Origin of the sequence: Neobacillus sp. OS1-32 (assembly GCF_030915425.1) — a bacterium.
GTDB lineage: Bacteria > Bacillota > Bacilli > Bacillales > Cytobacillaceae > Neobacillus > Neobacillus paridis.
This window is the reverse complement of the sequence record NZ_CP133263.1, coordinates 2,071,687-2,092,225: the sequence shown is the minus strand read 5'-3', so window position 1 is coordinate 2,092,225 and position 20,539 is coordinate 2,071,687. Positions and strand designations below refer to the sequence as shown.

The window sequence follows — 20,539 nt, the reverse complement described above, 5'->3', positions numbered from 1 at the left end:
GGTCATTCATGAAGTTGATTCGTGGAAGTCGCCTTGTTTAGTTTTGAGAGAATAATCTCTCATAAAGCTATATGATCCATCACTTCGTGATGAAAATCAGTAGCCTTGTTCCTTGAAAACTAGATAATCGTAATAGAAGAAGTAACCAAGTAAGAACCGAGTAATCGCTCATTTATGGTTTTAAACCTTTTAGGTTAAGTTAGAAAGGGCGCACGGTGAATGCCTTGGCACTAGGAGCCGATGAAGGACGGGACTAACACCGATATGCTTCGGGGAGCTGTAAGTAAGCGTCGATCCGGAGATTTCCGAATGGGGGAACCCCCTGCTCGTAATGGAGCAGGATCCTTACCTGAATTCATAGGGGAAGGAAGGCAGACCCGGGGAACTGAAACATCTAAGTACCCGGAGGAAGAGAAAGCAAACGCGATTCCCTAAGTAGCGGCGAGCGAAACGGGAACAGCCCAAACCGAAAGGCTTGCCTTTCGGGGTTGTAGGACACTCAACATGGAGTTACAAAGGAACGGAGTAGACGAAGCGATCTGGAAAGGTCCGCAAGAGAAGGTAAAAGCCCTGTAGTCGAAACTTCGTTCCCTCCTGAGTGGATCCTGAGTACGGCCGGACACGTGAAATCTGGTCGGAAGCTGGGAGGACCATCTCCCAAGGCTAAATACTCCCTAGTGACCGATAGTGAACCAGTACCGTGAGGGAAAGGTGAAAAGCACCCCGGGAGGGGAGTGAAAGAGAACCTGAAACCGTGTGCCTACAAGTAGTCAAAGCCCTTTAACGGGTAATGGCGTGCCTTTTGTAGAATGAACCGGCGAGTTACGATTGCATGCAAGGTTAAGTTGAAGAGACGGAGCCGCAGCGAAAGCGAGTCTTAAGTAGGGCGATCTTTAGTATGTAGTTGTAGACCCGAAACCAGGTGATCTACCCATGTCCAGGGTGAAGGTAGGGTAACACCTACTGGAGGCCCGAACCCACGCACGTTGAAAAGTGCGGGGATGAGGTGTGGGTAGCGGAGAAATTCCAATCGAACTTGGAGATAGCTGGTTCTCTCCGAAATAGCTTTAGGGCTAGCCTCACGGCTTGGAGTCTTGGAGGTAGAGCACTGTTTGGACTAGGGGCCCTCATCGGGTTACCGAATTCAGACAAACTCCGAATGCCAAAGACTTACCCGTGGGAGTCAGACTGCGAGTGATAAGATCCGTAGTCAAAAGGGAAACAGCCCAGACCACCAGCTAAGGTCCCAAAGTATACGTTAAGTGGAAAAGGATGTGGAGTTGCTTAGACAACCAGGATGTTGGCTTAGAAGCAGCCACCATTTAAAGAGTGCGTAATAGCTCACTGGTCGAGTGACTCTGCGCCGAAAATGTACCGGGGCTAAACGTATCACCGAAGCTGTGGATGGACACCGTTGGTGTCTGTGGTAGGAGAGCGTTCTAAGGGCGTTGAAGCTGGACCGGAAGGACTGGTGGAGCGCTTAGAAGTGAGAATGCCGGTATGAGTAGCGAAAGATGAGTGAGAATCTCATCCACCGAATGCCTAAGGTTTCCTGAGGAAGGCTCGTCCGCTCAGGGTTAGTCGGGACCTAAGCCGAGGCCGAAAGGCGTAGGCGATGGACAACAGGTTGATATTCCTGTACCACCTCTGAATCGTTTGAGTGATGGGGGGACGCAGGAGGATAGGGTAAGCGCGCTGCTGGTCATGCGCGTCCAAGCAGTTAGGCTGGTGAATAGGAAAATCCGTTCACCGTGAAGGCTGAGCTGTGACGGCGAGGGAAATACAGTACCGAAGTTCCTGATTCCACACTGCCAAGAAAAGCCTCTAGCGAGATTCAAGGTGCCCGTACCGCAAACCGACACAGGTAGGCGAGGAGAGAATCCTAAGGTGAGCGAGAGAACTCTCGTTAAGGAACTCGGCAAAATGACCCCGTAACTTCGGGAGAAGGGGTGCTTTTTAGGGTGTCAAAGCCCTGAAAAGCCGCAGTGAATAGGCCCAGGCGACTGTTTAGCAAAAACACAGGTCTCTGCGAAGCCGCAAGGCGAAGTATAGGGGCTGACGCCTGCCCGGTGCTGGAAGGTTAAGAGGAGGGGTTAGCCTTAAAAGCGAAGCTCTGAATCGAAGCCCCAGTAAACGGCGGCCGTAACTATAACGGTCCTAAGGTAGCGAAATTCCTTGTCAGGTAAGTTCTGACCCGCACGAAAGGCGTAACGATCTGGGCACTGTCTCAACGAGAGACTCGGTGAAATTATAGTACCTGTGAAGATGCAGGTTACCCGCGACAGGACGGAAAGACCCCATGGAGCTTTACTGTAGCCTGATATTGAATTTTGGTACAGCTTGTACAGGATAGGTAGGAGCCTGAGAAACCGGAGCGCCAGCTTCGGTGGAGGCGTCGGTGGGATACTACCCTGGCTGTATTGAAATTCTAACCCGCACCCCTCAATCGGGGTGGGAGACAGTGTCAGGTGGGCAGTTTGACTGGGGCGGTCGCCTCCCAAAGAGTAACGGAGGCGCCCAAAGGTTCCCTCAGAATGGTTGGAAATCATTCGCAGAGTGTAAAGGCACAAGGGAGCTTGACTGCGAGACCTACAAGTCGAGCAGGGACGAAAGTCGGGCTTAGTGATCCGGTGGTTCCGCATGGAAGGGCCATCGCTCAACGGATAAAAGCTACCCTGGGGATAACAGGCTTATCTCCCCCAAGAGTCCACATCGACGGGGAGGTTTGGCACCTCGATGTCGGCTCATCGCATCCTGGGGCTGTAGTCGGTCCCAAGGGTTGGGCTGTTCGCCCATTAAAGCGGTACGCGAGCTGGGTTCAGAACGTCGTGAGACAGTTCGGTCCCTATCCGTCGTGGGCGCAGGAAATTTGAGAGGAGCTGTCCTTAGTACGAGAGGACCGGGATGGACGCACCGCTGGTGTACCAGTTGTCTTGCCAAAGGCATCGCTGGGTAGCTATGTGCGGACGGGATAAGTGCTGAAAGCATCTAAGCATGAAGCCCCCCTCGAGATGAGATTTCCCATAGCTTTAAGCTAGTAAGATCCCTGAAAGATGATCAGGTTGATAGGTCAGAGGTGGAAGCGTGGTGACACGTGGAGCTGACTGATACTAATCGATCGAGGACTTAACCAAAATCGAAAAGCGGAAGCGTCCGCTTAGCAACGTATGGCTTCCTCGAAAAAGCTAATGCTTTTTCCTCGTGCGATGCCTACGCTGACGAAGTGTTCCTTGTGGTGGGCTTTGACTGAGATAAAGGAAACACGAAGAGTGAAACGATTCGATGTTGACTTATCGTAGGGAAAAGACCGAAAGACACTAGTTGCTGGACGCTGGAGCTGGACAATTAATATAAATGAACTCGTTCTTAACTACTTCTTCTGTATTATCTAGTTTTGAGGGAATGAAAATTTTCTCTTGAAAAAAATGAAAAAGGCACTATAATAAGAAAGTGTCGATTAAATTAATGGCCTGGCGGTGATGGCGAGAAGGTCACACCCGTTCCCATACCGAACACGGAAGTTAAGCTTCTCAGCGCCGATGGTAGTTGGGGCACGCGCCCCTGTGAGAGTAGGACGCTGCCGGGCATTTATAAATTATTTCGCAGTAGCTCAGTGGTAGAGACGAGCGAAGCATCATGAATCGACAGCGAGTTGTACACGCCGAGATGCTACTTGGTTTCTCTTTCTGAGGCGGGGACACAAATTAAGCTTTGAGTATGGAATTATATAGTTATTCCGCAGTAGCTCAGTGGTAGAGCTATCGGCTGTTAACCGATCGGTCGTAGGTTCGAATCCTACCTGCGGAGCCATTTTGTGGAGAGCTGTCCGAGTGGCCGAAGGAGCACGATTGGAAATCGTGTAGACGGGTAACCCTGTCTCAAGGGTTCAAATCCCTTGCTCTCCGCCATATTAAATACATATGGCCCCTTGGTCAAGCGGTTAAGACACCGCCCTTTCACGGCGGTAACACGGGTTCGAATCCCGTAGGGGTCACCATATTGGAGGATTAGCTCAGCTGGGAGAGCATCTGCCTTACAAGCAGAGGGTCGGCGGTTCGATCCCGTCATCCTCCACCATAATAAATCTCATTATCGCGGGGTGGAGCAACGGGCGTTGCTTCCATGAATAACCTGCAAGTTGTCCCGACGCATTAGCTTCCTTGAATAAGCTGGTAGAGAAAGGGACAGTCCTTATGCATGGAGCATAGGAAAACTTTATATCTTTTTATTATCGCGGGGTGGAGCAGTCCGGTAGCTCGTCGGGCTCATAACCCGAAGGTCGCAGGTTCAAATCCTGCCCCCGCAATTCGGTCTGGTAGTTCAGCTGGTTAGAATGCCTGCCTGTCACGCAGGAGGTCGCGGGTTCGAGTCCCGTCCAGACCGCCATTGCTAGAATGGCTCAGTAGCTCAGTCGGTAGAGCAAAGGACTGAAAATCCTTGTGTCGGCGGTTCGATTCCGTCCTGAGCCACCACTTTTTTAAATGATTGCAGATGCCGATGTAGCTCAATAGGTAGAGCAACTGAATCGTAATCAGTAGGTTGGGGGTTCGATTCCTCTCGTCGGCACCTTAAGCTGACTAATTGAATAGATATATGGAGGGGTAGCGAAGTGGCTAAACGCGGCGGACTGTAAATCCGCTCCCTCAGGGTTCGGCGGTTCGAATCCGTCCCCCTCCACCATATACAGGGGTATAGTTTAAAGGTAGAACGAAGGTCTCCAAAACCTTTGGTGTGGGTTCGATTCCTACTACCCCTGCCAGAATTATGGCGGCTGTGGCGAAGTGGTTAACGCACCAGATTGTGGCTCTGGCATTCGTGGGTTCGATTCCCGTCAGCCGCCCCATAAATTTATTATTGATTCTTTGATCCATTTTTATTATGATTGGGCTATAGCCAAGCGGTAAGGCAACGGACTTTGACTCCGTCATTCGTAGGTTCGAATCCTGCTAGCCCAGCCAATCATGCGGAAGTAGTTCAGTGGTAGAACACCACCTTGCCAAGGTGGGGGTCGCGGGTTCGAATCCCGTCTTCCGCTCCATCATAAATGGCGGCATAGCCAAGTGGTAAGGCAGAGGTCTGCAAAACCTTTACCACCGGTTCGAATCCGGTTGCCGCCTCCATAAACAAAAATGTTGAGTATGGATTAGAACGGGTAAATGATTTCGCCGGGGTGGCGGAACTGGCAGACGCACAGGACTTAAAATCCTGCGGTAGGTGACTACCGTACCGGTTCGATTCCGGTCCTCGGCATTGCATTACCAACATCTTAATACGCCGGTGTGGCGGAATTGGCAGACGCGCACGACTCAAAATCGTGTTCCTTCTGGAGTGTCGGTTCGACCCCGACCACCGGTACCATACTTACGGACACAAATTACAAAATATATACAGCAATAAAAAAACAGGGAAAATTCTCTGTTTTTTTTTGTTGTTTATTAAAATTAATTCAGTTCATTTGTCGTAGCCTGTAGTCTCATTTCTTTATGGTTTCCAGATTTTGTCGTATAATAGTAGAAAAGAAAATATTTTAGGGGGAGAAATAATGGCTGATATCCAGAAACAATTTGAAGAGTTCCATGATGCGATTAAATTGAAAAGATTTAAGGAAAACAAAGAGTTAAGGGAAAAAAGAGATATCATAATAGGCAAAATCAAAAGTGGAATTAAGACTAAATTTGAAGAAATGGAGAAAGACGTTCCAAGTTTAGAATTCATTGATCAAGGCAGTTATGCAGTTGATCTTGGTATTGTACCAGAAGATAAAGATTACGATATTGACGAAGGAGTAATTTTTGATTTATATAAAGAGGATTACACTGATAGTGTAGAATTAAAAAAAATTATAAAAGATATACTTGCAAACCACACAAGCACTCCACCAAAGATTAAAAACCCCTGTGTAACCATAACTTATTCACTAGATGATGAACCAATTTACCATGTCGATTTACCTGTTTATATTAAATCAAAATATGATAATGATTTGTATCTCGCTTGGGGGAAGGAATTTGCCGCGAATGATAAGAAATATTGGGACCCTGCAGATCCAGAAGGGTTAAACGATCACATTTCGAATTCTTTTACAGGTGATGATAAAAAACAATTTAAACGAATTGTGAGATATATGAAAAAATGGAAAGATATTTGCTTTACTTCTTCAGGTAGTTCAAGGCCACCGAGTGTAGGGATAACTATTGCAGCAGTTGATTTATTTTCCCCTAGACAAACATACAACTCTTTATCAGGAACGTATAAATATGACGATTTGACTGCTTTAAAAGACTTTGTAAATAATTTAAAAAATAAATTTGTACTTGTGTGGGATTCAGAACGGGAAGAATATCTACGCACAATTGAATATAGTTTACCAGTCAAGCCATATTCGAATGTCTTTTCTAAAATGACAAAGGTACAGATGAATACATTTTATCAAAAACTCGTCACTTTTGAGGGTGCATTAGCCGATGCACAAAGCAAAAGTGATCCACATGATGCTTGTACTGTATTAAGTCCATATCTTGGAGATAAATTCCCGATTCCAGAGTCAGCACAAGCAAGATACCAAAAAGTTGCGTTATCAAGTGCTCCAGCATCAAACTCTGCAAAGGGATTTGGTTATGAAAACTGATTTTAAAAAATTATTAAGTGAAAAAGAATATATAGAAAATGTTGAAACAATAAACCCATTCCAATTTGAATTTTTATTTAATATGAGAAATGGGTACACGATTCCATTGGAGATAACTTTTAGTCCGTTATTTCCATCACAGTTGCCTTTTGTTTTTATAAACAAAAGGCAGCATATTATACCGAAAATTCCTCACGTAATGAATAACGGGTTGATATGTTTTTTAGAGCGAGAAGGCGTTATTTGGAATAATATCCCTGAAAGTACTCTCGACTTTGTTTTTGAGAGAGTGGAAAAAGTATTAATTGCAGACTCACCAAAAATAGAATATCATCGGGAATTTAGTTATTATTTTGGAAGTCTTCAAGGAATACATTATGTATTTTCAGTTTTTACACCAAGTGATTATCCTATGGAAATTTCAGTACTTACTCTCAAAAATAGACCATTGGCATTTTTAACAGAAAATAATGAATCTAAGCAAGTTTTGAGCAGAGTGTTGAATATAAATATTAACTCTCGTAAGTTTGATAAAGCATTTTTTATACCATTGGATCTTACCTATAATGGAAGCGTCCCAGAAAGGGATCGTTTTTGGAGTAATACAGATATCATTAAACTTGTAAAAGAACATACAACAAGTGATACAATTTCAAAAATAAAGGATTTTGCAATAAATAAGAATAATTATTATTATTTATTGAGTATTCCATTATTAACAGGCGAAAAGACCATTATAGGGCTTTGGTATAAGAAAATTAATCCATCTATTTCAAAAAAAGTTGTACCTATCATTGATGAAAGTGTTGCAGATTGTTTTGAAATAATTCCTCTGTTTATATTTAGGGAGGATGATTCCTCTTTAGTTGAAAGAGGTGGAGGAGTTAAAAAAAATATAAATACCTTACTAATTGGCTGTGGGTCAGTTGGAAGTGACTTACTGTTTTTGTTAGCACGGTCAGGTATTAAAAATTTTACTATTCTAGACAATGACTCATTGAATATTGAGAATTCATATCGACATTTTTTAGGAATGAACAAGTCAATTCTTTTCAAGCCAAAGGTAGAACTCCTAAAAGAAGAATTTGAATCAAGATATCCTAATGTTGAGATAAAAACATTGGATAAAGATGCTCTTTCTGTAATCGATAAGAGGGAAATAAACCTAAATGATTATGATTTAATAATTGTTGCCATTGGGGACCCAAATGTTGAAAGAAAGTTAAATGAATTTATCGTTAAATCCTCGACACCTGCTATTTTTACTTGGGTTGAAGCCTATGGAATAGGTGGGCACGCCTTAATGGTTAACAATAGAGGAAAAGGTTGTTATGAATGTTTAATTGATGATGAATTAAATATGCTTTCAGCATTTGCTGGTAAGAGTGATGTACCATTTATTAAAAGTATAAATGGATGCGCAACTTCATTCACTCCATATGGAAGTATTGATTCTATGGAGACAGCATTACTTGCTTCAAGACTCGTTTTAAGGTATTTAAACAACGAGATTAATGGAAATCCATTGATATCATGGAGGGGTTCTTCTAAAGCGTTTGAAAAAAGTGGATACCAAACTTCTGAGAGATACAGACAACCATTAGATATTTTAATGCAGGATACCTATGAATATATTAATTCTAGTTGTAAAATATGTTCCATTCATCCTCAAGAGGCACTTAGTAATGCTTAGGATTAAATATGAAAATATGTTTATAAATGTTGAAGAAACAATAATTGAAGAAATAAGGGCAAGGCGTCAAGTAAATTATCAGGATAAAGAATCTGGTGGTATGGTGATAGGCTCAATTGTAATTAACAGCAATGAAATTGAAATTAAAGACTACACTATACCTCAAATAGGGGATCATCAATCAAGATATCGATTTATAAGAAAGAAAAAGACTCATAATGCTATATTGCAAAAAAAATGGATGGATAGTAATGGGACTGTTATGTATATGGGTGAATGGCATACGCATCCTGAAAATGATCCGCATTACTCTCAACAAGATATTAGGAATTGGAGAAAGTTACTAAAAAAATCTTATACTTTCACCGATTATTTGATTTTCATTATTGGTGGTATTGATTCTTATAAAATTTGGGTTGGGAATCGATTAAATGGGGAAATAGTTAATATTTACAAAGGAGCCTATGATGAAATTAGTTCAAACAGTAACTGAATTATTTAAACTTATACAAAGTGACCCATTAACTGGAATAATAACTCTATTAATATTGATTTTTTCTAGTATTCTGTTATACAAAAAGTTTGGGTTACTACAAATTGTATATAATTGGATAATTAATAATATCCTTCGTTTTATGAAGAGAGAGTTTGTCATGTTAACCACTTTTTCAAAGAAAGAAGCCAACTATTCAAAAATTAAGGGGAAATTTCAAGAGCAGGGCTGTTTGTTTTTAACCCTTAATGTAATAAAATTATTTGAGGTTGATGGGAGTATTAATAAGAAGAATCTCCTGAAAATATTAAAAAAGCAAAAGAAAAGGATGAAGGTTGCAATAAAGCGAGGTAAAAATAGTAATTCACTAATTTATCTTGGATTCCCGCATGTGCCGCTGGCTTTTTTAGATGGATATCATTTCAAAGATACTGATGATCCAATATTATTCGAGTATCAGGGAGAGGATACAGAATCATTAGGAAAGGGATTCTATGAATTAAATAAGAAATATAATACTGACATGAAAATGGTTAGTAATTATAATCAGCAAAATAGTTACGAAAATGAAATTGCACTAAAAATAGAGCAATCATTTCCTATCAGGGATGAAGGGATAATAGGCGTTACAAACGTATCACAAATAATATCAATTGGCATTGAAAATCCAGGTAGATGGAAGATTAATAATTATGCTCAAATAGACTTATATCAAAAATACTTTTTGGATATTTTGTCGAAGTTAAAGGCTGACGGTGTTAATAAAATCCATTTATTTGCTACAACACCTGTTTCACTTAGTTTTAGTTTAGGTAGAGTAATAAATCATTATCATCCTGAAATAATTATTTATAATTACAATAATAATGCGTATGACTGGGCCATCAATTTAAGAACGGAAGAATTAATAACACTCGAATAATTCAAAAAATGATAAAAACGGTAATTGTAAATTATTTTCCGTTTTTATCATTTTTATTTTTAATTACATACAAGGTATTCCTTTTCGTGATTTAGTAAAGTAATGCCAGCATACTCATATCGTGCCTTTATATTTCTATTGTCCCAATTTGTAGGCATAACCCTTCGAGAAAGCAATTTATGTTCTTGTGTTGTCACGGTTGCGGTCCATAGGTATTGACTAATAATGTCCCTAACGAATTCTTCAGTTAGGCTTCACGCAATGGCTTTTTGTTCGCATATATCTTGAATATATTTCTTTTTTGGAATTAAATGCTCATATTCAAGGCCATTAACACTATTATTCTTAAGAATTTCTAATGCAGCAGGTGTTACAAAATCAGTAGAATACCGTTTGTCATTCCACTTCTTAGGCAAATCTTTTGTGACTAAATGAATGTGTAAGTTTGCAAGAAATTTCCCTTTTCCTTCATGAATACCCTTCATATAGAGTTGATCATGATATGGAAGTGCACTAAGGAATTGGTAATACTTTTTTGCCAAAGTTTGTATAATAAATTCCCTATTTAACGCCATTATGTTCTCCTTCTGATAGATTGATAAAATAATTAAATTTTATTTTATTATATCTTCTAAATTGGAAATAGATATGAAATCTATAAAAAAAGGTATCGCCCTCTCTATGTAGAACATCATGGCAATAATGAATTTTACGAAAGAGGGTAGAGAGATGAACGTAAGAAATGAAACGGAAATTATACAAGTTAATAAAGATATGGTTGTGGCACAACAAAATGATATTTTTGTTGCAGTTATCAAGATTAAACCTTCAAGGATGAATCAGGCTAAATATGCCATAGTGATTCCTAAAAGTAGCGCTGTGAAAAATCAAAGGACAATATTGAGGAAAGAGCATAATGAGTTAAAAATTTTAATGAAACTTAAAGTTGCAATCATTCTGTTTAACATTTACAAAAGGGATATGCAAGAAACACAGAAGAATAAAGAAAAAATAATTAATAATCTCAAATGAGCAAGTAAGGAATTTTTCCTTACTTCTTTTTTGTTTCTTTAAGAATTCACTAAAATATGTAATCAGTATGGCAATTAATATATGATAAAATAGGAAAATAGGTAGAAGTTTTTTTGTTGATTTTTAGGAGGATAAACCATGAAGGTACAAGCAGATATAAATTTTCAAAGAGATCTTTTTGAAGCAGCCAATAAAATGCGGGGTAGTGTAGCACCTGCTGATTATAAACACTATGTATTACCTTTAATCTTTTTGAGGTATTTATCAAACAAATATGAGCAACGCAGAATGCAATTAGAACAAATGGTAAAAGACCCAAACAGTGATTGGTTTACCGAAGATGAAGATACCCAAATGATTATTATTGAAGATCATGATCAATATAAGGCGGAAAATGTATTTGTTGTTCCAGAAGAGGCTCAATGGTCATATATAATGTCCAATGCAAAACAACCAAATATAAAGGAATTACTAGATAATGCAATGAAACGAATTGAAGAGGAGAACCCTGAACTGGAAGGAATGTTACCAAGGATATTTCAAGGTTCTAATCTTCCTGCTGAAAACATAGCAGGACTTATTGAAGTATTTTCACGTGATATATTCAGTGCTAGAGCCAATGAGAGTGTGGACGTTTTAGGACGTACCTATGAATATTTTATCGGTTCTTTTGCTTCATCAGAAGGGAATAGAGGAGGAGAATTCTTCACACCGTCAAGTATAGTAAATCTGTTAGTTGCTATGTTGGAGCCAATCAGTGGTAAAGTTTTTGACCCTGCTTGTGGTAGTGGTGGAATGTTCATTCAAAGTGAAGAGTATTCCCCTCGCAAGAAAGCCCTATCGTTTTATGGACAAGAAAACGTGACGACAACAGTTCGCTTAGGGAAAATGAATGTACTTCTTCATGGAATAAATGCGGAGATTCGATTAGGAGATTCCTTGTTAAATGATCAGTTTCCAGATTTAAAAGCAGATTATGTTATTGCAAATCCTCCTTTTAATCAAAAGGACTGGGGAGCAGAACGTATAGCAAAGAATGATCCGAGACTAATTGGGACTGTTACAAATAGTAATGCTAACTATATGTGGATGCAACACTTTTTGTATCATTTAAATGATAGTGGAACTGCTGGATTTGTTATGGCTAATGGGGCAATGACTACCAATGTAAAAGAAGAAAAGGAAGTCCGTCAATATTTAATTGATGAAGGATATATTGATTGTATTGTTCAGTTGCCAGAAAAATTATTCTTTACAACTGGCATCCCCTGCTGTCTATTCTTCTTAAGTAAAAACCGCGATGGCAAAGGTCAGTTTAGAGAAAGAAAAGATGAAATCCTTTTTATTGATGCACGCAAATTGGGAGTGCAAGTAAGTAGGAAGCAAAAAGCACTAACACAAGAAGATATTGATAAAATGTCTAATGTATATCATGCATTTAAATATGAAGATAAATTATATGAAAACTTTGCAGGTTTTTGTAAAGTTGCAAAGATAGAGGAAGTTCGTGCGAATGATTATAAGTTAACATCAGGAATTTATGTGGGTACAGAAGAACTTTTTGAAGATGAAGTACCATATGAGGAAAAAATGGCTGACTTAACACAAACTCTTTTAGAACACTTTGAAGAGTCAAATCGACTTCAAGATATAATTAGGAAGAATTTGGAGGGTTTGATTTGATAATTCATAAAAGAATGGAAGAGGTTTGTTTATTAGTAACAGATGGAACCCATGATACTCCAAAAACTTCTGAAAGAGGTTATCCATTAGTAAAAGGCAAAAATATAAAAAATGGCTTTGTTAATCTGGATGATTGCCAAATAATTTCTCAAGATGATTATGAAACGATAAATAAACGAAGCAAAGTTGAACAAAATGATATTTTAATTTCCAATATTGGAACAGTGGGTGAATGTGCTTTTATAGATTATTCACCGGAATATGCTATAAAAAATATTGCTTTGCTGAAGCCCAACCCTAATATAATAGAGCCAAGATTTCTATATTACTATGTCATTTCTCCTAAGTTTCAAGAAAATATTAGGGCGGTATGTACAGGAAGTGCACAGCCCTTTCTAGCATTGAATGTTCTAAGAAATATGGAAGTACCTGTTCCACCATTAGAACTACAACAGGAAATTGTATCAATCTTAGACCCACTAAATGAAAAAGTAAAATTAAATTTAAATATTAATTCTCTGATTGAGGAAAAGATTAGGGTTAAATACAAAAATCTTTTTGTAGACTGTGCCAAAGTAAAAGAAGGAAATACAGCAGGTGAAGATACACCGATATTAGATGATTATAGTATTAAGACATTTGAGGAGTTATTTTTACTTTCCAAAGAATCCATTAAGCCGCAACAAATTGATAAAAAGTGTCCATATATTGGATTAGAACATATGCCGAAGGGTTCAATCACCTTATCAGATTGGGGAAATTCAGAAGAAGTATCAAGTAACAAATATAAATATAAAAAAATGGATGTACTATTTGGGAAATTACGACCTTATTTTAAAAAAGTAGGTATTGCTCCAAATGATGGTGTATGTTCAACCGATATTTTAGTATTAAGACCTAAAGAAGACCATTTCTATGGATTATTGTTAGGTACAGTTATTCAAGATTCCTTTATTGATTATTGTGTAAGTGTTTCTAGTGGGACAAAAATGCCAAGGACAAATTGGAATGAAATGAAGAAATACCAAATAATTATTCCGAATGACAGATCAGTAATAGTAGAATTTAATAATTATGTATGGAATTTTTCAGAATTGGTTTTAGAGAATATATATGAAATTAAAAAGTTAATAGAAATTAGGGATTACTTAATCCCACGATTATTTTCAGGTGAGATTGTAAACTTTGAAAATCGGTCCAAAGAAACATATTAATTTAAAAACAGGAGGTGTTGCATCATGTCCAGACCTCTAGGTGAATCAGCATTTGAAGAGACTACGATAGAAAGATTGAAAAGAATAGGTTATGAATATCTCCATGCACAAGAATTGTTCCAGCGTGGGGAACGTGAACAATTGCAGGAAGTTGTATTATTTAATAGGTTTGAAGCCTTCTTAAAGAAGGCTTATCCTAATATACCAGATCAAGAAATTAGGCGTTTAATAAGCATTTTCACATCTCCTGACGGGGTAAATTTAATACAGAGAAATCAAGCCTTTCATCAAATGTTAGTTAAAGGAGTAGAGTTTAACTATGAATTGAACGGTGAAACTTTTACTCCTCACATTTTTCCTATTGATTGGAATACCCCTGAGAATAACGATTTTCTAGTTGTTAACCAACTATCAATCGAAGGAAGAATGTCTCGTAGACCAGATATAGTTATATATGTTAACGGGCTCCCGCTCATTGTGTTTGAATTAAAAAATCCTAATAGTGAAACTGCAACCGTTAAGGATGCTTTTACACAAATACAAAACTACACTTATGATATTTCACAACTTTTTAACTACAATGCGTTCACGGTTGTTTCAGATAATGTGGAAACAAAGCATGGAATGCCATTTGCCGATTATGATTTCTTTGCTTCTTGGAAATCAATTGATGGCCGAAATGTAGACAACAATCGGGCTAATACAATGCGTACATTAATAGAGGGCTTGTTCCCTAAAGACCGTCTGTTAAATTATATTCGTAACTTTATAGTCTTCCTTAAGGCGGGGGACAAAACGAAGAAAATAGGGGCAAAATACCACCAATTTTTCGGAGTTAATTTTGCAGTTAAGGAAACTGTTCGTGCAACAAGGCCAGACGGAGATCGAAAAATCGGGGTTATGTACCATACGACTGGTTCAGGGAAATCTTTGAGTATGCTTTTCTTTGCAGGGATATTAAGTAGACATCCTGAACTAAATAATCCTTCAATTGTAATCCAAGTGGACAGAAATGATTTAGACGAACAATTGTATGATACTTTTGTTGAGGGCGAGTCATTAATCGGAAAAGTTGAAAGGGCAAGTAACACTGAAAAATTAAGGACGATTCTTAGAGGTGAAGCCACACCCGTTGTCTTTTCTACAATTGAAAAATTTCGTCTGAAAGGTGAAGAAACACAACACCCAGTACTTTCAGAACGGAGGAACATTGTTGTAATTGCTGACGAGGCACATCGTACTCAGTCAGGTTTCGAAGGTGGTTATGCTGCCCAACTGCGTTTTGCACTTCCTAATGCTTCTCATATCGGCTTTACAGGGACACCAGTAGATTTCGTAGGAAACAATACTGAAGAGATATTTGGACACACTATACACCGTTATGACATGGCTCAGGCTGTTGCTGATAAAGCAACATTACCAATCTATTATGAAAGCCGACTAATACCGCTTGATTTAACCGCAGAAGACATTGATGAACAATTTGAAGATATATTTGTGGATAATGGTGAAGGTGACGAAACAGAAGGTTATAAAAGAAAATGGGCCGCTTTAGAAAAAGTTGTGGGAACTCCAAAACGGCTCAAACGCCTTGCAAACGACATCGTATCACATTTTAATTCTTTGGCCAATCCTTTTCAAAAAGCAATGATTGTATGTATGAGCCGCCAAATTGCTGCTGATTTATATGATTGTTTAAGAGAAGTAGAAGGTTGTCCAAAAACGGAAGTCATAATGACTGGTGATGTCTCTAAAGACCCGCGTGAATGGCGAGAAAATCAGGAAGGTAGCCAATATTCACATATAAAGTCTAAGAAAGAGCAAGAAGATGTTAAGGCTAAATTACGAGACCCTGAAGACCCACTTAAGTTTGTAATAGTGGTGGATATGTGGCTAACAGGAATGGACGCACAGCCACTTTCATACCTATATGTTGATAAGCCTATGAAGGGTCATAATCTAATGCAAGCCATTGCAAGGGTTAACCGTGTCTTTCCCGGAAAAGAAGGTGGAGTGGTTGTTGATTATATAGGAATTGCAACTTCTCTTAAAGAGGCAACACATAAATATACTAAAGGTGGAGGTACAGGTGATCCTGCTTACGATATTGCTGAAGCCATTCGGATATTTAATGAGAATTTAGTTTTAGTAAGGAATTATATTCCTTCTAATGTTGTAATTGATGGTTGGAGGCATAAACCGCAAATAGACAGAGAAGATTTTATTGCAGATATAGTAAATGTGCTATTAAACAGTGATACAGATGATTATATACAATATGCAACGAAATTAGAAAAATCTTACCAACTCGTTAAAAATCAGCCAGAAGTAATGGTAATTGCTGATGAAGTCACTCTATACCTTATGTTAAAGGTTCAACTGCGAAAGCATTTAAGACCTCCGGGTGGTACTGGAGGAGGGAATAAGACATTAGAAGAGCAACTGTCAGCATTATTAGATCATAATTTATTGGCTAAAGAAACGGTAGATATATTCAAGGTTGCTGGGATAGAACGTCAAGATATCAGTATTCTTGATGAGCAATTTCTAGCCGATTTAACAAAGAAAGAACATGAAGATCTGCGGTTAAAACTATTGAAAAAACTTCTTGAGGACAAGATCAAAGTTACATTTAAGCAAGGTAGCCCACAAACTAAAACAATGCAAGAGTTGTTAGAAAAAACATTGACTGAATACCATAATCGTGTCATTCAAGCCGCAGATGTGGTTCGAATGATGATTAAAATGCGCAAAGAGATGGAAGAAGAAATGCGTAGACGTCAGGACTTAGGTTTGTCTGAAGAAGAAGTTGAGTTTTATAAAGCCATTACTTCTATGGAAGAAGGCGCTTTTTCAAATGAATTCCTAGCCAACTTAATTCACAAAGTTGTGAATGAGTTAAAAAAGAAACTTGATGTTGATTGGACCAGTCCACATCGCCAAGATGTTTATGCCAAAGTGAAACTTGCAGTCAAAATGGTATTAATGAAGGAAAAAGTAACCGGGCAACAACTACAATTCCTAACTAATAAGTTTATGGAACAGGCTGAAGAACAGTATAAAGGTTGGCCGATGGATGCTTAGAGAAATTTCCTTTTTGTAAAAAAAATATGGAATGAATATTAAACGAAGATAGAAAGAGCCCATCTATGGATTATTTAGCGGGCTCTTCTTTATTTAATAATCTCGTAAATATCGAGTAGGGGTGTAGGAATATGGATCAATTGTTGTCAATATTGACTACCTTGTCTAAAGAAAGACCAGTGTTTCATTCAGAAGCAGATTTTCAACACGCTTTGGCTTGGGAAATACATAATAACTATTCACAGAGTAAGTTAAGATTAGAATATAATCCAACAATTTCCTATGGTAATATGTATCTCGATATATGGGTTACGCACGCAAATGGCTACCGTACAGCAATAGAGTTGAAATACATTACAAAAAAAATTAGTTTACAAATAATTGATGAATCATTTAATTTGAAAAGTCATGGAGCACCTGATTTAGCAAGGTATGACTGTATTAAGGACATTGTTCGAATTGAAACGGTTTGTAACACATTAGATAACACAAATGGATTTGCTATTATCCTATCCAATGAACCTGCACTTTGGAAACAGCCTGTGTACCGTGATAAGGTACCTAATGATTTAGAGTATAGAATTCATAATGAAAAGATCTTAGAAGGTGAGTTAAATTGGGGATTAAATACAGGACAAGGCACTATGAAGGGTAGGGAATCCTCCTTAAATCTACTTGGCACCTATAAAATGACTTGGCTTCCCTACTCAAAAGTTATGGAGTCTACTGGTGGAGAGTTTAAGATAGCCATAATTGAAGTGCCTTCTAAATTAAAGGAGTGATGGTTTAATGTCAATTTACAATAATGTTTTTCATTATTACCGAGGCCAGACAAGAAATAAGGACGAAGTGACAAATCAATTGCAAATTGAAAATAATGTTACTAAGGCATTTTTAAATGTCTTACAACACTCCTCTCCAGTTTTGGCAAATGAATTTATTAGATTTATTGGCATTAAGACAAAAGAAAGTGCAAACTTTGAGTTCAGGCAACAATTAACTTCACAATTAAGTAGCATTACTCCTTTGGCGGGGATAATTGGGATTGCCGAAAATAAGGAAATTAGGAAAGGTACCTATAAGGATTCTAACATTCCTGATGGTGCAATTTTATCAAATGAGATATCTCTTTTATTAGAAAATAAAATTGGTTATAACTCATACTTAACTAAGGAGCAACTAGATGGGCATAAAAGGTTATTTGCGAACGGTCAGTATATTCTCGATGAACCTATAATTGTTACGTGGATAGAAATTCGGAATTTCTTAAGGGCTAAACAAAAGGATTTTGATAAAGAGGGAGATATCCTTACTAGTTTTTTACTAAAACAATTTGAGGAATTCTGTGTTATTAATTGTATCGGTGATAGACAAAAATCTAAAGAATATTTCTTTTTGCGTTTTGAAAAGGATAAAGCAAGAAAACTTGCACGTAAAATTGATAATTATATATGGGGTAATAAGGAATTTGAAGTTGAAGATGCCGGAACAGCAGATGGGATTGGTTACAGAAGAAAAGGATTCCCTAAGTTTGCGACTTTAACGACTGCAAGGCAAAGATGTTTAATTCTTCATGTTGGAAATAAAGAAGAAAAGAAAGGTTTAGAATTTCAAACACAAATCGACAAAATACTAAAAAAAGATTATAACAGAAGCAGTTCTGATTCTATTAAATATCCCCATGAGGCTTATATTCGTTTAGAATGGGTAGAAGATTTTGAACAGATTAAACCTTACATCATTGAGGCGTATAATAGTAGATAATAATAAGGTTCTGATAGATAAATTTGAAAAAGGACCTCATTTGGATATTTCCAAAGGGTCCTTGAATAATGTGGAAAAAGTTATATATCCAAATATAAGTGAAAATAACTTCAGAGAAGTACTTAATTTATTGCATTTTAACTGCTTGTTGCTCTTTTGCTTTGTTAAGTATCTCTTTAATATTCCACCATTCGTTGTTAGGAAATGCCTTCATTATTAGGATTGTTCTAATATCACGATAGGAATCTACTTTATCGACTGATACTGTAACAATAATTTCTGGTTCTGCTTCTAACCAATCAAGATTCAATTCGTATGTATTAGGGTGATTTTCTGGCAGTCCTGCAATGGGATTTCTTGTTACCTTTATCAAGCCTTTTTGTTCAAGTTCTTTAATATGAGCGATTGCATTTCGCTTAGAGCATTGTACAGCCTCTGCTATTTGTTCATATGTCATATAGAATTGGCTTTTTTTATCCCCAAAGCGTTTGGAATGAATGAGTAAAGCGTTAATTGTATGGTGTAACTTTTTGGGATATTGATAAATAGTTAACATTTCACCTCTTGTAACTGCAATTTCTGTTTGACCATCGGAGAGCACTATGTTCTTTTTATAAACCAGATTAACAATCCGTGAAATTTCTTGATAGCAGTCTTTCAGTGGAGTTTGATAATACTTAGGATCTTGTTTTTCCATCCACTCATTAAGCATTTCGTTCTATGCGTTGACATAAACGGGGGCAATCCATTAATATTGTAATATAGACTTTTCGCACGTTTTCGAATGAATGTTTTAACGTTGCGAAATTAGGGTCATACGAATACAAACGAATAGTGTGACGTCCTTCACGCTTTATTTTGTCGATATATCAACGGTTAGGGGTTCGTCCCCTTTTCGAAATTGACCGTTGCACGACTCAAAATCGTGTTCCGTAAGGAGTGTCGGTTCGACCCCGACCACCGGTATCTCTAGGTTAATTTTGATTACGATAAGAAAAAGAAAAAGCCGATAAACCTTTGATATAAAAGGATTTGTCGGCTTTTTCTTTTTTCTAGTATTTGAATGAAAACGATACGATATTAAATTATTTTACACGTTTTTTACACAGCCATAGCCTCAAAGATTTTTACTGTTGTTAACTCATCTTTTGCACGTAATTCGTTAAGAACATGAGTGTATCTTTTAATTGTAGTATCGATATCACTATGTCCCAATCGTTCACTTACGTAATAAATGGTTGCTCCTTCACAGAGCAATAGGGAAGCATGTGAGTGTCTCAGCCCGTGAAAAGTTATTGGATTAATATTTAGCCTGTCTAAAAGTTTTTTTAGCAACTTATTTGCAGTGGTATTGCTGATAACTTTATATTTTGATGCATGACTATAAAATGCTAATTGTTGAAGATTTGTCGGCATTATTATAAAAAGATTTTTAAATGATTCATCGTTAGCTGATCCATCTTGATGGTACGATTCGATTGTTCGTTTTTTGTTGGTCCCAATCCTTTAAGGGAATCTTTCTTATATCCCCATGTTTTATTTATGCTGATCGTATTATTAATAAAATCAAAGTCGTTTCTGGTAAGACCTGCAAGTTCACCAAAACGCATACCAGAGGTCAAACCTAACAGCAATAAGGAAAACCCTAAACCTTTTTACTTACCCATGTATTCCTACATGAAAAAAAGATTTTTGATGAGCCGATTTTATGGGCTTTCTGATAATGCAATCTCCACTTATATTTCAGTTTGTTTAGCATGATTATTTTGTTTTTTTTTTATTTTTGACAATAAAATAGCAATAACAAAACATCCAATTCCTATAGTTTTCATAATTACTCGACCTATTTTTCCCATATCATCAATGGTAAATGAAAATAAAAAAGCCCCAAGTAATATAAATAGAATAGCAACAAGCCATCTCAAACTATCCATTCCTCCCTTATAAATAATTCTTATATTAATATCCTAATCTTTGAATTCCTATAAAATTCCATAATCCTTATATTTTATTCAGGATAACATTT

At 37.7% G+C, this 20,539-nt stretch carries 15 protein-coding genes, 16 tRNA genes and 2 rRNA genes; 28 read left to right on the top strand and 5 right to left on the bottom strand.

Annotation, left to right across the window (positions count from 1 at the left end):
• The first annotated feature begins 192 nt into the window (after positions 1-192).
• The 22 genes from RCG24_RS10625 (at position 193) to RCG24_RS10520 (ending at position 9,736) form a co-directional block, all read left to right on the top strand.
• Positions 193-3,134: ribosomal RNA gene (locus RCG24_RS10625) — 23S ribosomal RNA — on the top strand.
• Between the two features lie 335 nt (positions 3,135-3,469).
• Positions 3,470-3,586, top strand: a 5S ribosomal RNA gene (gene rrf / locus RCG24_RS10620).
• Between the two features lie 149 nt (positions 3,587-3,735).
• Positions 3,736-3,810, top strand: a tRNA-Asn gene (locus RCG24_RS10615).
• A 6-nt stretch (positions 3,811-3,816) separates the two neighbouring features.
• Positions 3,817-3,908, top strand: a tRNA-Ser gene (locus RCG24_RS10610).
• 14 nt (positions 3,909-3,922) lie between these two features.
• Positions 3,923-3,997: transfer RNA gene (locus RCG24_RS10605), tRNA-Glu, on the top strand.
• Between the two features lie 4 nt (positions 3,998-4,001).
• Positions 4,002-4,077 (top strand) — tRNA-Val (locus RCG24_RS10600).
• A gap of 155 nt (positions 4,078-4,232) precedes the next feature.
• Positions 4,233-4,306: transfer RNA gene (locus RCG24_RS10595), tRNA-Met, on the top strand.
• A 3-nt stretch (positions 4,307-4,309) separates the two neighbouring features.
• A tRNA-Asp gene (locus tag RCG24_RS10590) sits at positions 4,310-4,386 on the top strand.
• Between the two features lie 10 nt (positions 4,387-4,396).
• Positions 4,397-4,472, top strand: a tRNA-Phe gene (locus tag RCG24_RS10585).
• A 21-nt stretch (positions 4,473-4,493) separates the two neighbouring features.
• Positions 4,494-4,566 (top strand) — tRNA-Thr (locus RCG24_RS10580).
• 29 nt (positions 4,567-4,595) lie between these two features.
• Positions 4,596-4,680 (top strand) — tRNA-Tyr (locus RCG24_RS10575).
• A gap of 5 nt (positions 4,681-4,685) precedes the next feature.
• Positions 4,686-4,759 (top strand) — tRNA-Trp (locus tag RCG24_RS10570).
• Positions 4,760-4,767: 8 nt separating this feature from the next.
• Positions 4,768-4,843: transfer RNA gene (locus RCG24_RS10565), tRNA-His, on the top strand.
• Between the two features lie 40 nt (positions 4,844-4,883).
• Positions 4,884-4,958 (top strand) — tRNA-Gln (locus tag RCG24_RS10560).
• A 5-nt stretch (positions 4,959-4,963) separates the two neighbouring features.
• Positions 4,964-5,038 (top strand) — tRNA-Gly (locus RCG24_RS10555).
• An 8-nt stretch (positions 5,039-5,046) separates the two neighbouring features.
• Positions 5,047-5,120: transfer RNA gene (locus RCG24_RS10550), tRNA-Cys, on the top strand.
• A gap of 44 nt (positions 5,121-5,164) precedes the next feature.
• Positions 5,165-5,250: transfer RNA gene (locus RCG24_RS10545), tRNA-Leu, on the top strand.
• Positions 5,251-5,273: 23 nt separating this feature from the next.
• Positions 5,274-5,358, top strand: a tRNA-Leu gene (locus tag RCG24_RS10540).
• Between the two features lie 184 nt (positions 5,359-5,542).
• Positions 5,543-6,628, top strand: coding sequence for a cyclic GMP-AMP synthase DncV-like nucleotidyltransferase (locus tag RCG24_RS10535; RefSeq protein WP_308079045.1), 1,086 nt, complete (start codon positions 5,543-5,545; stop codon positions 6,626-6,628).
• Complete coding sequence (locus RCG24_RS10530) at positions 6,618-8,321, top strand: ThiF family adenylyltransferase (RefSeq protein WP_308079044.1); 1,704 nt, start codon at positions 6,618-6,620, stop codon at positions 8,319-8,321. Before RCG24_RS10535 ends, RCG24_RS10530 begins: the two co-directional genes overlap by 11 nt.
• Positions 8,314-8,814 (top strand): Mov34/MPN/PAD-1 family protein, encoded by a 501-nt coding sequence (locus tag RCG24_RS10525; RefSeq protein WP_308079043.1) that lies wholly within the window; start codon positions 8,314-8,316, stop codon positions 8,812-8,814. Before RCG24_RS10530 ends, RCG24_RS10525 begins: the two co-directional genes overlap by 8 nt.
• On the top strand, positions 8,786-9,736 hold the full coding sequence (locus RCG24_RS10520; protein WP_308079042.1) for an SAVED domain-containing protein: 951 nt from the start codon (positions 8,786-8,788) through the stop codon (positions 9,734-9,736). Before RCG24_RS10525 ends, RCG24_RS10520 begins: the two co-directional genes overlap by 29 nt.
• A 254-nt stretch (positions 9,737-9,990) precedes the next feature.
• Here the strand turns inward: RCG24_RS10520 and RCG24_RS10515 are convergent, their stop codons facing one another.
• The gene (locus RCG24_RS10515; RefSeq protein ID WP_308079041.1) at positions 9,991-10,311 is read right to left on the bottom strand and encodes a hypothetical protein; all 321 of its coding nucleotides are present in this window, start codon (positions 10,309-10,311) and stop codon (positions 9,991-9,993) included.
• A gap of 154 nt (positions 10,312-10,465) precedes the next feature.
• On the opposite strand from RCG24_RS10515, the gene RCG24_RS10510 reads away from it, so the two are divergent.
• The 6 genes from RCG24_RS10510 (at position 10,466) to RCG24_RS10485 (ending at position 18,513) form a co-directional block, all read left to right on the top strand.
• Positions 10,466-10,768 (top strand): hypothetical protein, encoded by a 303-nt coding sequence (locus tag RCG24_RS10510; RefSeq protein ID WP_308079040.1) that lies wholly within the window; start codon positions 10,466-10,468, stop codon positions 10,766-10,768.
• A gap of 138 nt (positions 10,769-10,906) precedes the next feature.
• Entirely contained in the window at positions 10,907-12,451 is a 1,545-nt protein-coding gene (locus RCG24_RS10505) for a type I restriction-modification system subunit M (RefSeq protein ID WP_308079039.1), read from the top strand.
• On the top strand, positions 12,448-13,665 hold the full coding sequence (locus RCG24_RS10500; RefSeq protein WP_308079038.1) for a restriction endonuclease subunit S: 1,218 nt from the start codon (positions 12,448-12,450) through the stop codon (positions 13,663-13,665). The genes RCG24_RS10505 and RCG24_RS10500 overlap by 4 nt, the downstream gene beginning before the upstream one ends.
• 24 nt (positions 13,666-13,689) lie before the next feature.
• The gene (locus RCG24_RS10495; protein WP_308079037.1) at positions 13,690-16,749 is read left to right on the top strand and encodes a type I restriction endonuclease subunit R; all 3,060 of its coding nucleotides are present in this window, start codon (positions 13,690-13,692) and stop codon (positions 16,747-16,749) included.
• Between the two features lie 131 nt (positions 16,750-16,880).
• Complete coding sequence (locus tag RCG24_RS10490) at positions 16,881-17,531, top strand: hypothetical protein (protein WP_308079036.1); 651 nt, start codon at positions 16,881-16,883, stop codon at positions 17,529-17,531.
• Between the two features lie 7 nt (positions 17,532-17,538).
• A complete protein-coding gene (locus RCG24_RS10485) occupies positions 17,539-18,513 on the top strand; it encodes a hypothetical protein (RefSeq protein WP_308079035.1) in 975 nt (324 codons plus the stop codon).
• Between the two features lie 127 nt (positions 18,514-18,640).
• On the opposite strand, the gene RCG24_RS10480 is transcribed toward RCG24_RS10485, so the two are convergent.
• The 4 genes from RCG24_RS10480 to RCG24_RS10465 form a co-directional block, all read right to left on the bottom strand.
• A complete protein-coding gene (locus RCG24_RS10480; RefSeq protein ID WP_308079034.1) occupies positions 18,641-19,210 on the bottom strand; it encodes a helix-turn-helix domain-containing protein in 570 nt (189 codons plus the stop codon).
• Positions 19,211-19,614: 404 nt separating this feature from the next.
• A complete protein-coding gene (locus tag RCG24_RS10475) occupies positions 19,615-19,929 on the bottom strand; it encodes a tyrosine-type recombinase/integrase (protein ID WP_235888194.1) in 315 nt (104 codons plus the stop codon).
• A gap of 2 nt (positions 19,930-19,931) precedes the next feature.
• The gene (locus RCG24_RS10470) at positions 19,932-20,123 is read right to left on the bottom strand and encodes a site-specific integrase (protein WP_308079033.1); all 192 of its coding nucleotides are present in this window, start codon (positions 20,121-20,123) and stop codon (positions 19,932-19,934) included.
• Positions 20,124-20,249: 126 nt separating this feature from the next.
• Positions 20,250-20,438 carry a hypothetical protein gene (locus RCG24_RS10465; RefSeq protein ID WP_202655254.1) on the bottom strand — a complete coding sequence of 63 codons (189 nt, stop codon included), beginning with the start codon at positions 20,436-20,438 and terminating at the stop codon, positions 20,250-20,252.
• Between the last annotated feature and the right edge of the window lie 101 nt (positions 20,439-20,539).